Annotated in this window: 11 protein-coding genes; 1 reads left to right on the top strand and 10 read right to left on the bottom strand. The window is 44.0% G+C overall.

Annotation, left to right across the window (positions count from 1 at the left end; translation table 11 throughout):
- The first annotated feature begins 17 nt into the window (after window positions 1–17).
- Window positions 18–209: a hypothetical protein gene (locus tag MHN81_RS11750; protein WP_023398742.1), complete on the top strand. Its 192-nt coding sequence runs from the start codon at window positions 18–20 to the stop codon at window positions 207–209.
- Between the two features lie 417 nt (window positions 210–626).
- On the opposite strand, the gene MHN81_RS11745 is transcribed toward MHN81_RS11750, so the two are convergent.
- From MHN81_RS11745 to MHN81_RS11700, 10 genes are all read right to left on the bottom strand, one after another.
- Window positions 627–854 (bottom strand): hypothetical protein, encoded by a 228-nt coding sequence (locus MHN81_RS11745; protein WP_023398741.1) that lies wholly within the window; start codon window positions 852–854, stop codon window positions 627–629.
- A 260-nt stretch (window positions 855–1,114) separates the two neighbouring features.
- Window positions 1,115–1,882: a hypothetical protein gene (locus tag MHN81_RS11740; RefSeq protein ID WP_239425797.1), complete on the bottom strand. Its 768-nt coding sequence runs from the start codon at window positions 1,880–1,882 to the stop codon at window positions 1,115–1,117.
- Between the two features lie 155 nt (window positions 1,883–2,037).
- Window positions 2,038–3,327 carry a Glu/Leu/Phe/Val dehydrogenase gene (locus MHN81_RS11735; RefSeq protein WP_239425796.1) on the bottom strand — a complete coding sequence of 430 codons (1,290 nt, stop codon included), beginning with the start codon at window positions 3,325–3,327 and terminating at the stop codon, window positions 2,038–2,040.
- 91 nt (window positions 3,328–3,418) lie between these two features.
- On the bottom strand, window positions 3,419–5,398 hold the full coding sequence (locus MHN81_RS11730) for a UvrD-helicase domain-containing protein (RefSeq protein ID WP_239425795.1): 1,980 nt from the start codon (window positions 5,396–5,398) through the stop codon (window positions 3,419–3,421).
- 152 nt (window positions 5,399–5,550) lie between these two features.
- A complete protein-coding gene (locus tag MHN81_RS11725; RefSeq protein WP_063383398.1) occupies window positions 5,551–7,737 on the bottom strand; it encodes a TonB-dependent receptor in 2,187 nt (728 codons plus the stop codon).
- A 348-nt stretch (window positions 7,738–8,085) separates the two neighbouring features.
- Window positions 8,086–11,337, bottom strand: a complete 3,252-nt coding sequence (locus MHN81_RS11720) for a non-ribosomal peptide synthetase (protein WP_023398735.1) — start codon at window positions 11,335–11,337, stop codon at window positions 8,086–8,088.
- 36 nt (window positions 11,338–11,373) lie between these two features.
- The gene (locus tag MHN81_RS11715) at window positions 11,374–16,131 is read right to left on the bottom strand and encodes a non-ribosomal peptide synthetase (RefSeq protein ID WP_239425794.1); all 4,758 of its coding nucleotides are present in this window, start codon (window positions 16,129–16,131) and stop codon (window positions 11,374–11,376) included.
- A 120-nt stretch (window positions 16,132–16,251) separates the two neighbouring features.
- On the bottom strand, window positions 16,252–17,970 hold the full coding sequence (locus tag MHN81_RS11710; RefSeq protein WP_023398733.1) for a cyclic peptide export ABC transporter: 1,719 nt from the start codon (window positions 17,968–17,970) through the stop codon (window positions 16,252–16,254).
- A 1-nt stretch (window position 17,971) separates the two neighbouring features.
- Entirely contained in the window at window positions 17,972–20,395 is a 2,424-nt protein-coding gene (locus MHN81_RS11705) for a penicillin acylase family protein (RefSeq protein ID WP_239425793.1), read from the bottom strand.
- Window positions 20,396–20,481: 86 nt separating this feature from the next.
- Window positions 20,482–23,688 carry a condensation domain-containing protein gene (locus tag MHN81_RS11700; protein ID WP_239425792.1) on the bottom strand — a complete coding sequence of 1,069 codons (3,207 nt, stop codon included), beginning with the start codon at window positions 23,686–23,688 and terminating at the stop codon, window positions 20,482–20,484.
- Window positions 23,689–23,750 lie beyond the last annotated feature (62 nt).

Raw genomic sequence — 23,750 nt, 5'->3', positions numbered from 1 at the left:
AAAGAAGGATATTTATTATGAACTTAAAGCTAAATAAAAAAAGTATTAAAAAATTAACGTCAGCTAAAAATGCACTACCTAAAGGCGCTACGCCACAAGTAGCTGGTGGCTTTGAGATGAGTGTTGATCTGTGCAATACAGATGGTGTTTGCTGGACTCAACAGCGTCCAGGCCAACCATGTGGTATTTATACGGGTAACTGTCACTAATTATATTTAGTGTAATAAAAATATGTGCGCACTAAAATGGAGCTATATCGATATTTTTTGCGCACATGCAAGCTAACCCAGCCGTACAGTTCCTATATTAAAACCAATCACAGGTAATACCCTTTCACCTTATTAAACCAGAACTTCACATCTAAAAAGTAAGATCCATAAATAACCAGTTCATTCCAAGGTGATTAAAGACCTCAAAGCAACTTTAATACTTGAAAAGAAATATAAATTTAGATAACAAATAGATAATGAAAAATATGTACTGAACGCTTTGTGCGACAAAGTTTTTATTGAAAAACATGTACCTATTTAAATTATAAATAACTGGCTTTTGTTGCAACCAAGATGGGCCAATAAAGTTTCTCCGAGCAAAAAAAATAAGCCGCATTTTTCGCGGCTTAGCTATTATTACCAGTAATGGATATATGAGTTTCTATAGTTCAAGAATTTATTTTGATATTTACATGAACCAATCGCGCGATACTCTTCACCATAGAATCCTGTGTAACGATGCACTTTAACTAACTGCCATCTGCAGTTGTCATTAAAGCTTGGATCACTTGATGACCATGCGAGCGCCTGTCCTGAGGCCATGAGTAGCCCTGCTAATACTGTACCTTGCAATAACTTATGCATGCTTAATCTCCTTAATGATTAATATGTCCGTAATGAAAAATGTTTAACTAACATTGAAAAACTTCGCTTTGTACTTTTATGGCCCTGTTCAGATTTTGACTTCTTGGACCAACTCCATACCATCGACAATACGTACAATTTATTATCGATCATCACCACTATTGAACTTATTTCGACGCCAAACACACATTGGCTACATAACACTGCTGGTCCATACTGCGCCACAATGAGCAAATAAACAGATGTACCTTATCGCTTCTTTACTGCCCTGTGTTTTGACGAAATTCCACATCAGTATTTGACAAATTAAACCCCTGCATAGTCCGCGCAATATAAACAGTCACTTCATCCGTTAATGGGTCTTTTTCTATCATCATAGGTAACGCCCCATGACCACCAGCTTGTTCATCCAGCGCGGAGCTTAAATCCATAGATAGCGTACGCACCTCGTCATCACTTGCCACAAAAACACTGATCGCACATTGATTACTGCGGCATTTTGCACGCTCGAACGGGTATATACTTAATCCGTCCGTGTCGAAAAGTTCAGTGAGTACTTGCTCTTGCGGCATCGCCCACTCTTCATCAATGGGCTCTTGTGCAAACATTGTCGCGATATTTTTATCAACCCGCTCACGTTGAGACTGGATATAAAGCTCAATGTCTTTGATAGCTAATGCTGATTGAAGTTGAGAAAAGCGCGCTTGTGATACATGGATATCTTCGTTAGGCGTGAAAAGTTGCGTCACGCCTATTTGCTCCTCAGGCAGAGAAAATACATTTGACTTTGTGCCATGCTCTGAGGAGGTCATGCTGATGGGAGCTGGGCTTTCACCCTCTAACGGTACGCCATGCTTAACTGGGACTTCGAGACATACACCGTCAACTTGATTATCAATGTGAGAGTCGGCTAGAGCGACTGCGCTCTGACGATTCGTTAAAGTATCGATAAGGTATATACTTATGAGTAAGAGAACTACGTATTTTATAGAAATTTTAGTCTTTAAAATTGCGTCGATTGTGGCCATTAAATATGCATTACATTTGGTTACCTCTTGCCGTTTTATACCGCAACAGTACAAAAAACAACCAGCAATGCAATTATTATGAGAATAGTATTGGAAGATGCGTGATTTAGTATTGTGTAATTATTCTAACGCCAATGGGTATCTTTGACTCTGGATTAAGAATTAGCACTAAAGTATTCATGGGTTCCATGCGCTTCTATCGCCATCGATAAGTTGTTCAAAGCCAGCGCATAAACAGCTTCTCGCATACCGAGGTTATCAGCTACATGCAAGGACCACGCTTTTTCAAATGCGTTGTGTATATATTCTGACAATTTTTTCGCGACTTTGTCTTCACTCCACTGCATTCCCTGACGATTTTGGCACCACTCAAAGTAGCTTACAATCACCCCTCCTGCATTGGCTAAAATATCTGGGATCACCAACGTATTTTTAGCTTTCAAAATGACATCGGCTTTTGCACTAATTGGCCCATTAGCGATTTCGACGATTGTTTTTGCTTTGATTTGTGCTGCGTTGCTGTCGGTGATCACCCCTGCGATTGCCGCTGGTACTAAGATATCGACATCGAGCTCTAACAGTGCCTGATTGGAGAGCTTGGTATGCTCTATCAATTCACATACCGAGCCTTCACAGTAAACAGCTTGAAGTTGTTTACTGTGCTGCTTTTTGAACTCAATACTTTGAATGTCCAATCCACCTTCTGCGTATATGGCTCCTTGAGAATCACTGACGGCGACAACTTTATAACCCGCTTGTTGGAGCAGTTTTGCGCATTGCGCACCACCATTACCAAATCCTTGTATGGCAACCGTTTTTTTATTCCTCTGCCAGTCAAGTTTACTGGCCAGTGCTTCAATACATAAAAACGCCCCTGTTCCTGTTGCGGTATCTCTACCACGACTACCGCCAAAGACGAGCGGCTTGCCAGTGAATGCCGATGGGGATTTACAGCGCGTAATGGTTTGATATTCATCCATCATCCAGCCCATGATCCGCTCATTGGTATACATATCCGGCGCAGGGATATCTGTATCCGGGCCAATGAAGTCGGCCATTGCGCGAACATAAGCACGGGAAAGGCGCTCTATTTCAAGTGCAGATAACGACTTTGCATCAACGGCGACGCCCCCTTTTGCCCCACCAAATGGCACATTGACCGCGGCGCACTTGAGCGTCATCCAAAGCGCCAAGGCTTCAACCTCACTTTGGTCGACATCCAAATGAAATCGGATCCCGCCCTTTGTTGGTCCCAGCAAATTATTGTAGTGGCAGCGATAGGCATTAAAGTAGGCTGTTTTCCCATTGTCTTTACGAATGGACACGTAACAAGTTAGGGTGCATAAAGGCTGACTTAAAGCCTGAAGTGTATCTCTAGAAATGTTTAGTTGATTTGCAATCGTCGCGAGCCGCACCAGTGCATCTGCCAGTATATTTTCCGCCATTGTAGGCTCCAAATGTAGGCTGTGATACTCAAACTCTAGCTCTCACTGGACGACATTTCTAATTATGTGATGAATATTCTCAATATCTTAACTAAAGGTGGGTCGATATTTCTGCAATAAAATGACTCGGCTTTTTCGGAGACATGATATACGCCTGACGCTTTGCACGAGTCAGGGCAACATAGAATAAACGCCTTTCTTCTGCATCTGGATAAGCTTCCAGATTGGGCAAAAAAGCTTCAACAAGCTCATCGTTTTTTCGCTTTGCTGGGACTGAGTCACTATCAAGGCCTGTCAAAATCGTGTAGTCAGCTTCTTTACCTTTTGCCGCATGAAATGTCATTGCACTAATATTCAAGTGTGTGTACTGCTCATTCAACAATAACAAGGCTTCTTTTGACGGCAATTGTTTATGATAACGCGCCAAAATCATCACCGACACGTTACGTGCTGAGTTGCCCGCTATTTTTTTAATTACCAAAGTGAATGAGTTCTCTGATACTTCTGGGGTGATCAAAACGGATGGCTCATCAGGCACGCTTTGTGCTCGCACTTGTTTGACAATTTGCTGAGGGTTTTGGCAGATAAAGTCACTGGCTAAATCTAACAAATCTTGACCATAGCGAAAGGTTTTATCCAATTGCATCACAGTCGATGGACCAAAGTGCTGTGCAAAATGTGTTGTTAGTGTGAGGTCAGCACCACTGAAGCGGTATATAGATTGCCAATCATCCCCAACTGCAAACAGGTGGCTACGAGAGTGTTGGGCAAGAAGTACTTTCACAAGTTCCGCACGCACAGGGGAGATATCTTGAAACTCGTCCACTAAAATATGAACCCAGGGGCTTTGAAACTGACCTGACTTTACATACTTAATCGCTCGGCTGATCATATCGTCATAGTCAATGCTCTGCTCATTGGATAAATACAACTGGTATTCAGTCAATACTGGACGAAACACCGCCAATACTGATTCATACTGCCCTTCTATGTGCTGCATATTACCTACACTTGCAGCCTGTTTATATAAACCTATCAGTTCACTAAACAGTCGCACGACACGTGACACAGACGGCGAAGCAAAATCAATTTCGGTATCACTTTTTACCAATTTAAATTCTGACTTTAGTAGCGTAAGAAAACGTGTTTTAAACTCTTGATCTTGGCACAGAGACACCAGTGTTTCATGTATAAACTGTCTTTTTTGCTGCTCGCTATTAGACATGTTTGACAATACTGGCGCACGACCCTCTACCTCCGTTAGAATAAATGTCCCAAGGCTGTGAAATGTTCGGCATGTGGCATCAAGCCTTGCATACTTTAAGCGTTGATGCATTTCATCTGCTGCGTCTTTGCCATAGGCTAACATCAGTATCTGGCTACTCTGCGCAATTTTTGACGCCAACAAATAACCCACTTTGGCAATCATCACACTGGTTTTCCCAGTGCCTGCACCGGCAAGCAATAGTTGCCTTTCATCAACCACCACACAGGCTCGACGTTGTGCAATCGTTAGCGGCTGTGCTGCTACTGAATCAAAATAGGCTTCAAAGTCATGCAACTGCTTTTTAATAAAAGCTTCCCTGAACTCATCGATATCCTGCTGCTGCCAGTGATGTACTTCTTCTAGTGTAAAACGTGTTTGACCTAGATGGGGTTCAAACCGCTTGTCTAAAGACCAAGTTAACCAATACTGGGCTAGTTCAGAGGTCATCCGCTGCGCAGCCGACAAAAGACTGTGTGATAAATAGCGCTTTTCCAGCAATGATTCTAACTTCAAAATACTTTGCTTTAGCTTGTTCACATGGGAGCTCAACCACAACTTTTGCAGCTCAAATTGTGCAAGCTCAATGTCACATGCCTGAATACGTACTTTAAAGCTCGCATCGGCTGTGAAAACCTGTATTTTTGGCGTGATCTTACCGTTGAGTATAACGGGGGGCTGAGATTGTGACTGCCACGTATACAGTTTTTTGACCGATTTAGTCTCTATTGAAATTCCTTTAGCAGAAATCGCCATGGCGCTAACGCCATCCATAATTCGAGATAATGTGTGAACAGTAAACTGCATTCAATCTTCAGCTTGAGTCGAGTGTATTGCAGAGTGTAGGGGAATCCAGCAAGGCTGTCATTGAATATTCATTGCGAAAAGCCAAATTTAAAGAGCGCTTTCAACTCTCTACAAAAGTGAAAAGGCCAGCATAGGCCGGCCTTATTGTTAAATTAGTCTAGCCAAAAGTCTTTTCTGAACTTTAAGCCAAATTCACTTCGGTCATTGCTGCGCATCACACCAACAAAGCCAGCTTGTTGCAAACGGCCAACATCATATACTTCGTTAAATACATTCTCACCATATAAGGTAATTTCTGTATCGCCTTCGCTGTTAGTATAAGAAAGATTGAATCCAAATAGCTCACGAGATTCAATGAATTCATTTGGGTTATTCACTGACTGGCCCTGCATATCAGAACGGTAAGAGTAACTTGCATTCACAGCAACCGTCGCACCTGAATCAAGGTCCATAAAGTATGAAGGGGCAACCATAACAGTCCAACGCGGCGTCAAAGCTGGTGCATTGCCTACCGTGATCCCTTGCACACCCTCATCAACATGCGTGATTTCAGAGTCTAGATAGCCCACTGAGCTGCGAATACTAAAATCATCTGTCACAGCGACTGTTGTTTCTAGCTCGATACCCTGTGCGCGTGACTCACCGGCATTTTCAATGTATGTATTGAATCCATTTGACGGGTCATTAAATGGCAATGCCAAATCTGTGTAATCTGTGATAAATACCGCAACCATCATAGACACGCGATCATGAACTTGGCCTTTAAAGCCGACTTCGTAGTTAAGCGCTTTAGTTTCATCAAATGACACAAATGCGTCTGCACCACCAAATGGGCGCGGCGGGAAACCACCACTTTGATACCCTTTTTGTATTTGAGCATAAACGTTCATATCACGATTTAATTGATAGGCCGCGTTCACATCCCAAGTTACTTCATCAAACTCAGCTTCTGCATTCTTTGCAAAGTAAGTGAAGTCCGCTTTTGCATCCTTTGAGTCTTCTGAATATCTTAAACCACCACCCAAGCTTAACTGCTCGGTAATGTCGAAACTCGCATTAAAGTAGGCTGCATAAGAGTCGGTTTCTTGTTCAATACGGAAAGAGCCCGGTGCAGCTGGCGTATTGAATGGCGAATATACGTAAGGTGCCGATGCTGTGAAGCCATCTTCGTTAAAGTAGTACAAGCCCGATACAAAATCCCAAGAATCAAATGTACCATTTAGCTGAAATTCAACTGAAAACTGATCCGCGCCACCCTCTTCAGGAAACTCTGACAAATGAAGTGGCGTGCCATCATCATCAAGGCCACCGGTGTAATCAGAACTGCGTTTGCTGGTGATAAACTTAACCGCGTAGACATCATTTACCTGCCAATCTGCGATCACTGATGCACCCCAACCAGAATAATCAGTGCTTTCAATACCAGCCACTGTTGATCCTAAATCATCAGGGTTGTCTGGTAACATGCTCTCTTTCAGTAATGGGAAGTCGCCATTGTCAGGGTTATTTGCATCAAGACCGCCTGTTACCTCAATTGTGTAAGGAGATTGTCCTGATTCGTTATCTACCCCATCAAGGGCTACATTTAAACTAAAGTCACTGCTTGGCTGCCATTTAAGCGCCAAACGACCACTCATTTCTTGTTCTTCACCAATTTCTTTTTCAGGGTTCGCTAGGTTTACCGCATGGCCAACACCATCGCGCTCTTTATAAGACGCGTTAGCTGCAAAGCTCCACTGGTCATTGATGGTTTGGTTTGTGTAGATATCTCCACCAAGTCTGCCTCGAGAGCCTACTTTCGACTCAACGCGAACAATGTCTTCACTGCCTGGCTTTTTAGTGATGATGTTAACTGCACCACCAAGTGTATTACGACCATATAGTGTGCCTTGTGGGCCACGAAGCACTTCTACACGCTCAATATTGGGCAGTGATAAGTTAGACCCCATTTGACGGCCTAAGTAAACACCATCAACATAGACACCCACGCCAGGATCTGTGGTGATAACGTGATCTTGAAGACCAATACCACGAATAAATACCGAAGCATGTGCGGCATTACCAACACCATAACGAGTGATATTTAGATTTGGAACAAATTTACCAATGTCATCTAAATTGCTCATGTTGCCTTTTTCAATAGCTTCCGAGCCAATAGAAGTGATCGCGGTTGGTGTTTCAAACAGGCTTTCAGTACGTTTACGTGCTGTAACTTCAATTTTCTCAAAAGTATTATTTTTAGCCTGAGTATCTTCAGCTGCAAAGGATGGTAAGCTCACTGCGGATAAAATCGCAGCACTAAGCGCAGATAGACCAACGCGTGGTAAAACTGTTGTCATAAAATCTCCAAAGGAATCGCCGTGTGTGTATTCAGCCTGAGGGAGGCTGCTAGCTTATGCTGTATAAAAAACAGACATAAAAAAAGATGCGTAATACGCACCTCTTTCCTCTGGAAGGTTATTATACCCAATAAATGATAAAATCTAAATAAAAATTTAATGAATATTTTTATATGCAAATATTTTACCTTTGAAAAACACTTAATTTATATAAACTGCACTTTCAAAGACAATCATTTACATCTCCAAACTCGCCATTCACTGCGTGCTCTGCCAGACTGAGCACGCGCAGATTTTATACTAAAGTAATCTTGTGTTCGCTAAGTGCCTTATCCATAAACTCGCAACTTAAAACGCCATAATCTCAACCTCATCGGCAGCTTCAAGTTCTTCATCAAGGGCTGATTGCGAGGTCGCAAGTGCCACCAGTTCAGCCTGTTGGTGAATGGTTACTGCGCTAAACAGCTCCGCAAGTTGCAACTCAACCGCCAACTGACTTTCTATATTTTGCAGTAGTTGATTCACCAACAATGAATGCCCACCTAAATTAAAAAAACTGGCTGTACAGCTGACTTTTTCGCTGTCCAAACCCAGTAACTCAGCCCAAATATACACCAGCTTTTCTTCAACTTCCGTAGACGGGGCGACATACTCACCATGTAAATTGCTACTTTCTGGGTCGGGCAATGCCTGTTTGTCAATTTTTCCATTTGGCGTAAGTGGCCACTCTTCAATAAAAATCAGTATGCTGGGCACCATATATTCAGGCAACTGGGCACCCAATGCCGCTTTTATGGCGTCAATCGAGTCCGCATTACTTGCTTCTTTGCTGTGCTGTTTTACATACCCGACAAGTTGCTGACTGTCCGCGATATGCGCTGCCACCACTTTTGCAGAGTGCACACCTGTGAGGCGGTGCAACGCACTCTCTACTTCAGCCAGTTCAATTCGGAACCCCCGGATCTTCACTTGGTCATCTATTCGCCCCATAAACTCCAAGTTATCATCTGCTAAATACCTAACTAAATCGCCTGTTTTATAAAGCTTTTTAGAACTACCTTTGACGTTATGGTCATAATATGGGTTATCGATGAAACGCTCAGCAGTCAAACTTAGCCTGTGTAAATAACCTCGTGCAAGCCCTTGTCCACCAATATAAAGTTCCCCTATCGTTCCGTGAGGCAGAACCCTCTGTGCCTCATCAAGCACATAAAACTGCGTATTTTGAATCGCTTTACCCATGTGGCAATACGACGTATCGAGGGCTGCAATGGCAGACCAAACGGTCGTCTCAGTTGGGCCATACATGTTGAAGACCTGACTGTCAGGACATTTATTGTGGAAAGTTTCTAACAGCGTCGGAGATAGGGCTTCTCCGCCACACAACAGAGACATTTTAGCGCTGCTTTGCCAGCCGAAATCGAACAAAGATTTCCATAAACTCGGCGTCGCCTGGATTAATGTGATGTGATGGTTTGTAATTAATTGGGTGATTTTTTCTGGTGTTTTGCGCTGTTCATCAGTGGCGACGATGAGTGCTGCACCTGCACCCAAAGTGACGTAAAACTCCAGAACATGAATGTCAAAATTAATGGAAGTTTGCGCTAATACCTTATCTTCACTAGATACCGATAACGCATCACACATACCTGAGATGAAATTCGACACTGATTGGTGCTCTATCATGACTCCTTTGGGTTTTCCGGTAGAGCCCGACGTATAGATAACATACGCGAGGTGTTCTGAGTTTAGCCCCAAAGTCCGTTTATCAAGATTGCGAGTATCATAGTCGACCAAAAAGTGATTCGATGTCGTCGCAAAGTCATCTAGCTCCACGACAGTCCCCTGATATGAGGTAGACAAAGATTGACCGCCAATCGTATCTGCCAGTACCACTGCGAGCTGGCTATCTTCAATCATATAGTTAAGCCGCTCTTCGGGGTAAGTCGGATCCAAAGGAACATACGCCGCCCCCGCTTTCATTATTCCGATCATGCTAATAACCATTTCTAAAGAGCGGCTCATACAAACACCTACCAAGGAGTTTGGTTGTACGCCATGATCGCCAATTAAATAATGTGCAAGTTGATTGGCCTTGTTATTCAATTCACCATAGCTCATTGAGCTGTCATGACAAATCAGCGCAACGGCGTTAGGTCTGGTATTTGCTTGGAGCTCAAAAAATTCGTGTATACACTGACTTTTTGCGTGATCAACCCAGCTGTTATTGATGCCAAGAATCAAGTGCTGAAACTGTTCATGATCAATAAAGGGAAGATCTTTCACTGCATAAGCAGCTTCGTCGCATATCGCAGAAAGTATCAGCTCGAATGATGTCAACATGCTCTGAATGGTCGAACGCTCAAACTGTTCAGCTGAAAAATGGCAGCCCAGATTCATACCGTGATAAGATTCAACCATGTTGACTGATAAGGGCACTGGAATATTTATCGGCATAGAGCGGCATTTACGAAGCGTACCTCCGATACGAGCTAATGCTTGGCTATCTCCGAGCCACTTTTCATAACTCACCACCACATCAAAAGCAGGGGCCGTGCTGTCAAAGCGAGTAAATAGGTCGAGATGCTGTTTCCCATCCACCTCATCTAATGACTCCAACAGCGCATCCCGTACAGCCCCAAGAATGATATCAAGGCTGGAATTTTCATCGACAACATGACGACTGCCAATAACCGTGTCAAAAGCCCCTAACATCTCATTTGATAAGCTGCTGCGACGAGTGGAAACCACATGACCTACATGCCAATCGGCCAAACCCGCTTTAACTAACATCACATCAAAGGCACATTTTAAAACCGTAAAAGCGGTTAACCCCTTTGATTGCGCGAACTCCTTGAGCTTACGAACTTGATTTGCGCCTATGTTGTGCTGTTCAAATAAAGTACACCTATCTTGCGGGTGCTCACTCTGAGCCAAATCTGCCCGTGTAAGTACGTCACCTTCACCCGCATGCGCATTTAATATTTGCCCCACAGGCTCTGCCATACTTTTGGCAGCATCTGGTTCCACAAGGCACGCTAAATATTGCCGCTGTACAGGTGTTAAGGCACGCCCCAAATCACGGACATAGTCTTCATATATCGAACAAAACTCTTTTAATATGATTGCTTTGCACTCTGGCTCAGCAATGGCACTGTGAACACGCAGTATCAATACACTGCCCGCGTCTTCGCATGCGCCGTCACATACAACTAACGATGCGCCAATAAGGGGCTCTGACGCGAGGTCGAAGCGCTTATTTTGCTCGGTACGTATTAACTTCTCAACGAGCTCACTATCCAACAGCTCATCCGCTGACAGGTTAAACTGTTGCAACGCTATCGCACTTTTTGGTGATACGTGCACATGCACTTGTTCGCCACTTAATACGAACCGAGTTCGAAGAATATCATGGCGAGCAACAATCGAATTTAGCGCTTTTTCCACCAACGTACTGTCAATCTGAAAGTCAAACTCCAATACCAGCGCACTATCTAAAGGTGCTTGCTCAGTCAGTGGACTTGCCAAGCTTTTTAGCACTCTTTTTAGGCGTGATGAAAGTATCCCATCAGATAGGGTGTCGCTTATTTTAGTATTCATTATTGTTTCTTTATTATTGTGATTATTTAATGAAATTTAAATCGTAAATACACCCGCCCCGTACTCTCCCATGAGTAAGTCGGCAAGAGGCTCATTTGGATTGTCTAAGGCAGCTTCCAATAAATTGCAAAATTGGTCATGCATTCGTTCAATTCTTTCTCGTTTGAATAAATCGCTCGAATATTCCCAATTGCACTCCAACTTACCGAAACTTTCAACAACGTATAACGACAAATCATATTTTGAAATGTTATCAGCAACCTGCTCTTTTTCTATACTGAGGCCCTCTAAGTCCACACTGTGATTTTGCATATAGCTCATGCTGCTCTGCTCAAACTGAAAGGCCACTTGAAATAATGCGTTATAGTTCAAATTGCGTTTTGGATTTAACTCGGTAACCAGCTGACTAAATGGCAAGTCTTGATGGCTAAAAGCATCTAATGTAGTCTTGCGCACTTTGACAAGTGCCTCACTCAAGCTCTCATCGAGGGAGACCTTTGAACGTAACACCAGCCGGTTAACAAACATGCCAATAACGTCTTTCAGTTGATGATGACTGCGATTATTGACCGCTGTGCCAACACAAATATCCGTTTCATCGCTGTACATAGACAATAGTGCTTTGTATATGGTCAATAAGGTCATAAATAACGTGCTGTCATTTTTTCTGCTAAAACGCTCCAACGGTGAAATTAAAGCATCGGGAAACGCTAGCGCCAAGGTTTCCCCGCGATATGATACCTCGGATGGTCGCGGGTAGTCGGACGGTAAAGACAGTAATTCAGGGGCACCTTTGAGCTTTTTCAACCAATACGCTTTTTGTTGCTCAATGGCGCCGCTATCAGCATGGGCTTTTTGCCAAACGGCAAAGTCTCCGTATTGAATACTCATCGCTGGCAGTGTAGCTTTATTGCCACACTGTGCACTGTATAGACTTATCAGATCACGCATCAAAACAGGGAATGATTGACCGTCTACCACCATGTGGTGCAGAGTCAGCATCAACCTATAACGCTGTTCGCCAAGTTCCACAAGCTGTGCTTTGAAAAGCCCTTGTGCACTAATATCAAATGGATACAAAGCATGCTCGGTACTTAACTTCTCAAGCGCTTCTAATTGTTCACCCCCGTGCAAATGTGCCAGCGACGTTACGGTTAATGGAGAATAGCTGTTCAGTAAAGTTAATTTTGGCTGGCCATTGACGGTAGGAAAAACTTGACGGAAAACGCTGTGGCGCTCTACCAAAGCAATGAAAGCCTGCGTCAGGGCTGGAATGTCCAGCTGACCTGTCATCAGGAAACTATCATGAATATTGTATTTTGATCCGCCTTCAATTTGCGAGATAAACCATAGGCTGCGCTGCGCAAAAGAGGGGACCCACTGTGCCTCTGGTACAGCCTCAATAGATGATATGGTGTTGTTGGTGGCATTTTCACACCATACCGACAGTGCTTTTACCGTTGGCTTTTCAAAAATCACGCGCAGTGGCACATCCATATTCATACTTTTTTGCAACTTCATGCGCAACTCACTCGCTAACAAGGAGTGCCCACCTAGACTAAAAAAGTCTGCTGTAATACAAATACTTTCCCGATTTAATAACTCTGAGAAAATGCGCAAGACTGTTTTTTCAGTGTCACTATTTGGCTGGATAATATCTGCCGTACTTGGAGCAAAGCCCGGCGCGGGTAAAGCGAGTCGATTAAGCTTGCCGCTCGGGGTCAGTGGCAGCTCGGTCATTCGTACAATTGCAGCCGGTATCATGTAGTCAGGCAAAAACTTACTAAGTTCCTCTTTAATGTCGACATCAGTTATGTTGCCATCTCTCATTTTTACATATGCGACAAGCAGTGCGCTGCTGGCAACACCTTTCTCAAGCTCCTTTATCGCAACAGCCGCAGACTCTACCTCGCCGATATTCATCAGTGCAAATTCAATCTCGCCAAGCTCTATTCTAAATCCTCTTAGTTTGACTTGTTCATCAAAACGACCTAAGAATTCAATTGCACCATCTTTTAACCGCCTCGCTCTGTCACCTGTTCTGTATACACGTGTTGGATGGCCATTTATTACAAGTGTAGGAAACCGTTCTGCGGTTAATGACTCATTATTTAAATAACACATCCCCACCTGTGGCCCACCAATATACAGCTCACCACTGACGCCGATTGGGACAGGCTGCTGCCAAGGATCAAGTACATGTATTTGCACATTCGGCATTGCAAAGCCAATGGGCACCTTTTTATCTGCTCTAAGTTCATTAAAGCGCCAGCCAGTTACATGAATCGCAGCTTCCGTAGGACCATATAGATTGACTAACTCAACCCCTTTGAGTTCGGTAATAGCTTGCGCTTGCAGCGCATAGCTTAACTCCTCGCCACTCGTAAAAAGTAGTCTTAAACCTGCTAACTCTTGGCCCTTAATTTCTTCCAAGAACAGTCTAAGCATGGCTGGAACAAAATGCACAACATTGATCTGTTCGGAGCAAATGAGCTGATAAATACGCTGCGGATCTTTGTGCGCTTCAGGCTCAGCTAACACCATTGTCGCCCCTGTGGTCAGCGGCCAGAAAATCTCAAAAATAGATACATCAAAATGGACAGGTGTTTTTTGCAGCATTCGTTCCCCAGCCTGCAATGAATATTGATGCTGGATGCCGTGCAATTTATGACATAACCCCTTGTTATGGTTCAAGACCCCTTTTGGCCGCCCAGTTGATCCGGAAGTGTAAATGGCGTACACAGGTAACTCCGGCGAGGCGCGATTTAACAAGGTGGTGGAAGGCCAACTCTGCTCAGTTGCGATCTGCTGTACTGTGATAGTCGAGCTTGCCAAACTATGACATAAATGTGTTTGTGCTAATACCAGAGAAACTTGTGCATCGGCCAACATAAAGTCCAGCCTTTGCTTTGGCAAACTGGGGTCTAAAGGCAGGTAGCAGCCGCCCGCTTTAACAATTGCCAGCATGCCGATGATCATATCCAGCGACCGCTCAGCATACAAACCGACTATCTGCCCGGGCTGAACGTCTTGAGATGTCCGCAGGCAATGCGCCAACTGGTTTGCCTTTTCATGTAGCTGACAATATGACAATGATAACTCACCATATTTGACGGCGATATTGTTCGGTGTCTGCTCGCACTGACGCTCTAACATATCGAAAAGCGTTTCATTGTTTGGACAAGCCAAATGCTGGGCATTACTTTGTGTGATCAATTGTTGCTGCTGGTTGTCCAAACTAAAAAATTGATGCATCGGTAGATCCGGGTTATTCAAAATACCATGCAGACAGCTTTCAAAATCGCGATCTAAAGCTTTGATTGTGGCTTCTTCAAACAAATCACAGTTGTAAGTCCACTCAAACTTACACCCATTTTCGAGCTCCCAAATATAAAACTCTAGATCAAACTTGCTTGGCACCTCTGTGGGAGCATTGTCTTCATCTATGGCCGATGTTACTTTCAATGTCGAGGAGCTCAGTACATCGGCCGGACCTGTTCTTTGACTCTCAAGAGAAAAAGTGATTTGTACCAGCGCATTATGAGCCATAACTCGCGGTGGATTCAGAGCCTCGACAAGCATATCGAATGGAACCAACTGATTTTCAAAGGCCTTGTGTAAGACCTCGGTAGACGATTGCAAAAACTGGTTAAAAGACTGACCAAGATCACACTCAGTTCTCAAGATAAGCGTATTGGTAAAAAAGCCAATCAACTCTGCCAGTTCTGGCCTCGCGCGGTTTGCATTAGGCGTCGCCATAACTATGTCTTTTTCACCGCTCCAACGACTGAGCACTGCCGCATAAGCACATTGCAAGACTATAAATAAGCTAACATTGTTACGCTCAGCAAACTGCTTAAGCGCAGCATAGCTTTGTTCACTAAACTTTCGACTGTACTTCTTGCCATTTAAGGTTTGTACTTCTGGCCTTTCGTTATCCAGTGGCAATTTGTGCACCGCAGGTATGTCAGCAAGGTGTGCCTGCCAGTACGTCAATTGTTTATCCAATTCCTTGTTCTCAAATTTGGATTCCATCCACAACGTGTAATCGGCAAATTGAATGGGCAATGCAGGTAATGGGTTGGCCTTACCTGAACTATAAGCAAGGTACAATAAACCGAGCTCTTTGTAGAATATCTCAAACGACCAACCATCCGCTGAAATATGATGAATATCAAATATAAGAACATGGCTTTGTGCGCTTAACTTGAGCAGTTGCGCGCGAAACATTAAGTCTTTGGACAAGTCAAAAGCAGTATTGATATCTTCCACATAGTGTTCAACTACCGCATCGTATTGCTGTTGTGGTGTTAAAGCAGTGAGGTCAACCAGCGGAAGTGAAAATTCGAAAGAGTCGTAAATACATTGATGAGGCTTACCGAACTCGTCAACTTTGATCACCGTTCTCAGGGCTTCATGACGTTGTATGATCGTTTCTATTGCTCGAAACAGCGCACTTTCATTCAACGCCCCCTCAAACCGCAAAGTGCCTGGCATGTTATAATGGATACTTGTGCCTTCGAGCATATCTATCAACCACAGTTTGCGCTGTGCATTGGACAACGGAAGTACGCTGTTTGACGTACGTTTGGGAATTTTGTCTAGTTTGGTAAAGCCCTCTTGCTGGAGCTTCAACAAGGCGATGATATCTCCTTTGTGCTTGAGTATTTTTTCTTTTAACGCAGCGGTTAAAGCCCCTTCAGGTGCCTTTAACTTAAGTTTACCCTGTTCCTGCGTTAATTGAATTCCCAAGCTTTTCAGCTCCGATAATAGAGATACTGTCATGTTGTTCATTCTTATTACCTATTTAATTATTTTTATTATTTAAAGTATGAAAATTGGCATCAATAAGCTGGTCGGTCCCAATCGATGCTATCTCAAGCCTCCAATCTATAAGTAGGTTGTGCCATTGAGTTAAATTACATGACTCAACTCCCTCTTACTCGATTGATTGGATTGAATGTCGACTAAACGCCCACGCTGCATTGTCAGCAATTGATCTGCTTGAGAGAAATACAATTCATCGTGGCCAACTACAAACACTATCTTGCCTCTTGCCTTTAGCTCGGGGAGTAATTCGGTGTAAAAGACCTTTTTAAATTCTGGGTCTTGATCTGCTGCCCATTCATCAAAAACATAAAGGCTTCGATCTTCTAAATAGCTCACTAACAAGGCCAATCGTTTTCTTTGTCCATCCGATAAACTAATTGTCGAAAACATGTCGCCTTGCAAAGACACCTTGTCATGCAGGGCCAACTTTTTAAGATATCTTTCAACCTTACCTAAATCATCTTGTGCAAACCCATATAGCTTGGTAAACAGGAAAAAATCGGTATAGATTGCACTGATGCTTTCTCGCGCTCGCCATCTGTTTTCTGGTGTGATTTGAATATCATTAAAGGTTATTTCACCTTTTGACGCGCCATAGTGGTTAGAGATTAACTTGGCTAAAGTTGACTTGCCGGACCCGTTTCCGCCGATGGCAAAAGTGATCTGCCCGCGTTGCAGCGTAAAGCTCACTGGCCCGAGATTAAACCCTTCTTGCCCTGGGTATTGATAACACAATTCCTTGATATCAATTCGGTCACACGGTAGTGGCTCATAATTTTCGTTCACTGGCTCTTGAGGCATCTCATTGATCAGCACATTGAGTTTTTTAAGTGCAACTACCCCCTGACTATAGGGCATTATTGAATTCATGATATTGGCCAAAGGCCCTATCAGATATAACGTTGCCACCACCACACTGACTAAGGTTGAATTGGAAAGTGAATAGTAGTTTCCTGCCGCATACACAATGACACCAATCGCGAGAAATCCAACTAAGTTGCCGTACTGAATTGCCATGTAAAAAATACGTCCTCCCCACAACTGCATCTCTACATAGCGGCCCTCTGCGGTGATCAATCGCTGATCTCGGTATTCTTGATATCGTTTGTGGTTCAGCTTTAACTCTTTGGCCCCGTAAATAAAACCCCTCACACTTTCTTGAATATCATCATAACTATCACGTGATTTTGCGTAAAACTTTTGTCCAAACATCATTGGGATACGATATGAAAGTACACCAAATAAAATGACTAACAATACGGTCCACAACATGTGCACATCGAGAAAAGCGATATAACCGAGCACACCTAGCACAACACTGATGTTAATAACAAAATTCGGCAAAGATGCGGCGCTGCCCGCAATCGTTGGCACATCCATTGTAATTGCGGAAATAAATCGCGAAGGTCCTATTTGCTCAAGTTCCTGAATAGGGAGCCTGTAGAGACGATCGCTCATATATACACGCAGTCCACTGGCTGCTTTGACCACAACACCTTCTAATAGGATCTGTGAAATGGCTCTTAAAATGAGCGCCGCTAAGCAAACAAAAAGGAAAGCTATCGCAAATTTGGGTTGAATGATTTCATAACCCAAAACGAACACTTTTTCTTCCTCCAAAAAATTAGCCATGAGCGCACTTTCGACACTGACAGACGCCAATATTAAGGGGATCAATGCCGCATAAGCCAACCCGCCTAACACGCCCGTAAGAATTGACAGCAATACGCGGTTTTCTCCTTGCATGATTAAAAAGTGAAAGAGCCCTTTGTTTATTTCTTCTATTTTATTGTGCCGAGGCATCTTACTTTTCTCCCGTATCCAGAGTTTGACCTAGTTCACCTTGGCCTATCGATACATATTCTCCACGCTCAAACATCTCCACCATATCTGTATAGTGCGGGCTAAACAGGTGCCCTGATTGCCCCGTATCGAGAATAAATTGCGTATCGGATAGCGCACCTAAGTCGATTAACTGTCGATAAGTTGCCCCCATGTGCTTAATGTAACCTTCATCTTTTGAGTACGAGCCACCAGCGACATTTACCGTGTACAGTCCCCCTTGAGTGGCATGTTCCTGATTAAAAAACTTTGCTAAAAATGGATGTTGTGAAAAGGTTGAATGCGGGATCGTCACCTTGTGCATATCCTGCCATTGCCACGACTTTGGGTTACCCCCAAGCATCAATTCAAGTTCATCTTTTGCATCAATCAAAGACAGCTGAGCCATTTTTTCGCAGCTTTCAATTACCTCTGTGGTGACATCGTCACACCAAGCGCGATGCGCGCCATTTATTACAGTCGCAATGAATTCAGCTTGATAGCTCGCACTGAGACCATCCAAAACGGACATCCTATTGGGGTAGCTAAATTGCACCTTTAATTCATCACCGATGATGCGACTATTAAAGTGCCGCGACCATACTCTGAAAATAACCGCCCCTGCGCTGTGCGCCGACATTTCCATGTCCCAGTCTTTTAGTACATTAACCAACTCATCCTGCGCCGATGTTTTTGCAACCGATTGAAGCAAAAACGCCACCACTTTTTCAGCGTGAATTGCATACACATCTGACTGAATTGCTGCCATATCGCCAAGCGACAACTTGTTATTTTCTTGAATATGCTGGGTCAGCAAATCACCAATGCGTTGAGCTCGAAAATCTGGTTGCCAATTGTTGGATATGATATGGGGATAAGCGGGTCCATGCATCTGGTTGTTCGCGGTAACTAGGATCCCCGACTCTGGGTTAATTTGTTGTGGCATCTCTTCAAATGGCACATAGCCTTGCCACTGATATTGAGCAGTCCACCCCGGCACTGGTAACTGACCATTTGCATCGTGACGAATTGGTATCTTACCTGCGGTAAATAGCCCAATGTTATCTGCAACATCGCCATACACAAATGCCAGTGCAGGTGCATGATGCTGCTCAAGCGCAAGGCTAAATGCTTGCTGATCACGCGCGTAGTTAACTTCTAAAAAGCTTTGCAAGCTGGTATCAACCGGATCCAATACCGACCATTTCAGTGAAAAGTGACGATCGGAACCAAATACATCGCTCAGCAAAGGGCCATTTGAGGTTGAACGCACCTGCCACTTTAAGGGTTTATATGGCGCGCGCAAAAACTCCGGGAACTGCTGAGCGACCGCTATTTCTTCAACCTTGATATTGGCTTTAAGCCATGCACCTTCGTACTCAAAGAGGTTTTCATTAACCTGATGTTGGCGCTCCAAATAAATGTCTTGCACGTCTGCCGCTAAGTTGACCCCAGACCATGCTATATGCCTATTGTGTCCAAAAATAACTGCCGGCACACCTGGGATTGTCGCACCTGTTACATCAATAAGATCCCCTTGTAATTTTGCCAAATAAAAAGTTGTTGGCAGCTGTAATCGCAGGTGTGGATCGCCACTCAATATTGGAAGACTTGACTCGGTATGTCGACCAGACACGACCCAAGCATTACTACCAACGCCCTCCCATGTAGAATGATATTGACGCTCAATCTTTTTATAAAATTCGCTAAGTGCAGCTAACTCTTGCGCTGATGCTGGCATATCGTGCGCAGGAGCAATATTGATCCCCAATAATTCACGTGCTTTGCCGCTTCCTAAATGCTTAACTACAATCGTGTTCGATAACTCCTGTTGATAATTTGCGCCTAAATTCATCGCCATTAACTTAATTAACAGCAGTGAGTCAGACTCAGACCAGGGATCGATGTCAATGTCATAATAATAAAATTCAATCGGCTTCACCTTAAGTGCCGATATCCCCTGATTCACCCCATCTGCATATGCGTTCAAAATTGCACGCGTTTTGTCGGACAGGCCATTTAACGCCAGCTCTGCGGCCGTATTTAAAGCCAAAGTTCTCATCAGTTTGTCACTAGGGAGTGCAGAGACTCCCAGTATTTCAGCCAACCGTCCTTTGCCAAGCCGACGTTGATAGTCCATTTGCCACAACCTATCTTGTGCGTGTGCCAGACCCAGGGCAAAAAAAGCGGCCAAATCTTGTTTTGCAGAGATAGTTGGCACTCCCCACTCACTTCTGGAAATAACGGCGGTGCCATGCTCACCTGCCACCTCAACAACCGAGTTGGCAGTTGGCATACCTGAACTTAACCAAAGATACATCGCCAGACATATTGCCAATAGGGGAAATAAAATCCATGCACTCAGCCGTGATAGCAGTGGGTGCTTCTCTTTTAGTGAATTAAACAAATCAATCACCTCAATAACTTGTCGCTGTCACGCAGCGCTTAAATTCAATCGAATTGTGTTTTGTACCATGCACAATACACTGTCCATTAAGCCGCACGGCTAAGTAAACCCGCCAAAGCCGCTATCGATTCGCTTCTAAAAAACTCTTTGAGCGTTACCTTTGTTTCAAAAGCGGCATTGATTTCATTAACAATCTTAATGGCTTGCATCGACGTGCCTCCCAGCTCAGTGAACCTATCGTTGATACTGATTTGATCCTCTTCCAGTACCCTGCGCCAAATGCGGTTCACATGTTTTTCCAGTGGCGTTCTCGCCCCGACAAACTGGCTATTCACCTGCAATCCTTTCAGTAATTGCTCTGTATATTCAAAGGGTTCTGTCTCTAAAACACTGCCGATGTTGTAATATCGTGGGACCATGTAGTGAGGAAGCCTGCTGCGTAAGTAGCGATATAAATCAGACTTGGTGAGCGCTGCACTGGTTGCAGCAGTTGCAACTAACACATCACCTCCACTGTGACTGCGAACGACATCGACTTTGGATGCCAACACATACCTATGCGTATCCAACACACTTTGTACTTCGATTAAGCTGGTAGGTCGGCCGTTTATTATCACCTTTTGCTGATTGTATTGGTTTATTTCCAACTCCCCACTCGCCAGTCTGCGACCAATTTCTCCGCTTTTGAACAACCGTTCTGTGGTGCAAGGATGAACGACAAATCGCGTATCTACTGTCGATGCTTTATTCCAGTATGCATCCGCGACGCCGCACCCGCTGCGATACACAGCGCCGTTAACTAGTTGGGGGCAGGCTTCTAATGCCGAGTTAAAAATATGTACTTGTTGATTGCTCAATACATTGAGTTTGTTTGCCTGCCCTTTTTTGCCATAACACCTTAACAGCGACCAACTCGCCGCTTCGGATGGCCCTTCAAAGCCATATATCAATAATTGGTCATTCCATGTCTCTATACGCGTTAACAGCTTCTGGTCTATGTGCTGTGCAACCAAGCACAGCTTATTGAGGGCTGTTGGCAACGTGACATGACTGCTTTGAAGGTACGCTAATAAAGCGGCCATTTTGTAAGGCGATGAATGCCAAGTCGTAATATCATGGTTACGGAGTGCGCGAGCCCACGCTGTTGGACTCTTTAGGTCTGCCTGATTGAGCATCACCACACACCCACCGCTGACTAAAGTGCTAAATCGCTCGAATATCGAATACTCACAATCAAACTCAGAAACCGCAAGAGTCGAGTCTTCATGGGTCACTGACAATTGTTCGTTAACATCTAATATTGAATTTATAATGCTACTTTGTGTGATTGGAATGCCTTTAGGCTCTGAGCCACATTCATCGGCTTCAAATACAATACAGGCTAAATCATTTGTCTTTGCAGCCACTTCAAGACTGATATTGGCGCTATCGGTGAACTCCTCTACTATGACCTGAGTAATGCTTGAGCATTCAACAATCTCTTCAACCAACATCATGCTCGCACCAGATAAGGTTAAAATTTGTTGCTGACGCCGAGTTGGCAGCGAGGTATCTATGGGGACAAAAGTGAACCCCGAGATCAGCGTCCCCAGCACAGCTGTGATTTGCCGCCAACCTGAGCTGATTGCAATGGCCACAATGGCATTGCTTGCCAGTTGCGCATTGTTTAGCAGTTTGGATATTTGCAATGCATCACAGTACAGTTGCTCAAAGGTAATTGAATCCGTGCCGACTCTGACCGCGGTGGCATTTGGACGGCATTTAACCTGCTCACGAATAAGTGAGACAAGTGAATGTTTTTGATAGCGGTCACAACGCTTGCCTTGCCGCTGTGCGATTAGTTCATTTTCATGGTCCGTTAGTAGCGGGACTGCACCTATTTTAAGCTCAGGCTCACTGCATAATTTAATCACAAGCTGTTTATAGTGATTAGTGAACTGTGCAATGTAGTCTTCATCAAACAGCGCAGTATTGTATTCAAGCCTCAAATTAAAACCCGTGGGCTCGCGCTGGACAAATAAGGTCAAATCAAATTTTGACGTGGCACTTGATATCGGGATTTGTGTCATTGTCAGGCCATCCAGCTCTAGCGCCACAGCGGAAGGAAAGTCTTGATAGACCAACATAACTTGGAACAGCGGTGTGTAACTCTGGCTCCGGTTTGGCTTAAGATGTTCAACAACTTTTTCAAACGGCGTACTCTGATGCTCAAAAGCCGTCCTAATAACACTATTCACGTTTTGCAATAGCGTCGAAAAACTGACTGATGGATCAACTTGGTTTCGAACTACTAGGGTATTCACAAACAAGCCGATGTTTGATTCAATTGATTTAAGCTGACGATTTGCCACAGGCGTACCTACAGCAATATCACAAGCATTGGTATAGCGATTCAATAGGACATTGAACACCGACATCAAGGTTACAAATGTCGACACTTGGTGTGAACGACTGAAAAGCTCGATTTGGTCGCGAACTTCCATCGCCAACGAGTCACGATAAATACTGCCCTGTTCGGTCAATACAGCTGGTCGCTCATAGCACGTTGGCAGAGGCAGGTAATCAGGCAGTCCAGTCAAGGACTTAGCCCAAAACGCCAGACCTGACTTAATTGCATCGTCTTGCGCTGGCTGGCGCTGCCAATGGGCGAAGTCGTGAAACTGTGCCTCAAGTGCTGGCAACGGAGCTTCTGAACGATAATAGTGAATAAACTCTTTTTTGATTACCTCTAATGACCACCCGTCGGAAACAATATGATGCATGTTTAAACAGAGCACATAGTTTTCATCGCTCAGTTTAAACACCTCAGCTTTGAAAAGGTTGCCTTTTTCCAACTCAAAGGGTTCGCTCGCAAAATCATACAAAGCAGATTGTAGCTGCGCGTCGGTGACGACCGTCACCTCTATGTTCAACGCAAACTGGGGATCTATCACTTGTCGCGGCTGGCCATTTTGCATAATTATGCGGCTGCGAAGCACAGCATGCCTGTCAACAATTGCCGCAAGAGCACGGCGTATTGATGCCATACTAACCTTGCCTTTCAGGCCTACAGCCACAGGCATGTTGTAGCTGGCTTTATCCGCTCCCTCTAATTTATCTATAAACCACAGGCGCTGCTGAGAATATGACAGCGCAATGCCCTTGGCTAATTGCGTTTGAGACACCCTTGAAACTTCGCTTTTTTGCGATGATTCACTTTGAAATGCTTTTTTTTTTAGTTGAGCCAAAAAGTTGTTCTGTTGTTCTTTAGACAACCCCGAGAACTTGCCAACTAAGTTTTTATTATTTTTCATTTTTTTAATTCGCATTTAATCTGATACTACACAACTTTGCTTAAGCCACGGTTTGCATCCGT

It is taken from the genome of Pseudoalteromonas sp. Of7M-16 (assembly GCF_022347805.1).
Taxonomy (GTDB): domain Bacteria; phylum Pseudomonadota; class Gammaproteobacteria; order Enterobacterales; family Alteromonadaceae; genus Pseudoalteromonas; species Pseudoalteromonas luteoviolacea_F.
The sequence above is the reverse complement of the archived record's forward strand: the minus strand, read 5'-3'. Positions and strand labels throughout refer to the sequence as shown.

Excerpts from the sequence above, each read along its gene's own strand:
- MHN81_RS11750 (WP_023398742.1), top strand. The coding sequence starts at position 18 with ATGAACTTAAAGCTAAATAAAAAAAGTATTAAAAAATTAACGTCAGCT.
- MHN81_RS11745 (WP_023398741.1), bottom strand. The coding sequence starts at position 854 with ATGCATAAGTTATTGCAAGGTACAGTATTAGCAGGGCTACTCATGGCC.
- MHN81_RS11740 (WP_239425797.1), bottom strand. The coding sequence starts at position 1,882 with ATGGCCACAATCGACGCAATTTTAAAGACTAAAATTTCTATAAAATAC.
- MHN81_RS11735 (WP_239425796.1), bottom strand. The coding sequence starts at position 3,327 with ATGGCGGAAAATATACTGGCAGATGCACTGGTGCGGCTCGCGACGATT.
- MHN81_RS11730 (WP_239425795.1), bottom strand. The coding sequence starts at position 5,398 with ATGCAGTTTACTGTTCACACATTATCTCGAATTATGGATGGCGTTAGC.
- MHN81_RS11725 (WP_063383398.1), bottom strand. The coding sequence starts at position 7,737 with ATGACAACAGTTTTACCACGCGTTGGTCTATCTGCGCTTAGTGCTGCG.
- MHN81_RS11720 (WP_023398735.1), bottom strand. The coding sequence starts at position 11,337 with ATGAATACTAAAATAAGCGACACCCTATCTGATGGGATACTTTCATCA.
- MHN81_RS11715 (WP_239425794.1), bottom strand. The coding sequence starts at position 16,131 with ATGAACAACATGACAGTATCTCTATTATCGGAGCTGAAAAGCTTGGGA.
- MHN81_RS11710 (WP_023398733.1), bottom strand. The coding sequence starts at position 17,970 with ATGCCTCGGCACAATAAAATAGAAGAAATAAACAAAGGGCTCTTTCAC.
- MHN81_RS11700 (WP_239425792.1), bottom strand. The coding sequence starts at position 23,688 with ATGAAAAATAATAAAAACTTAGTTGGCAAGTTCTCGGGGTTGTCTAAA.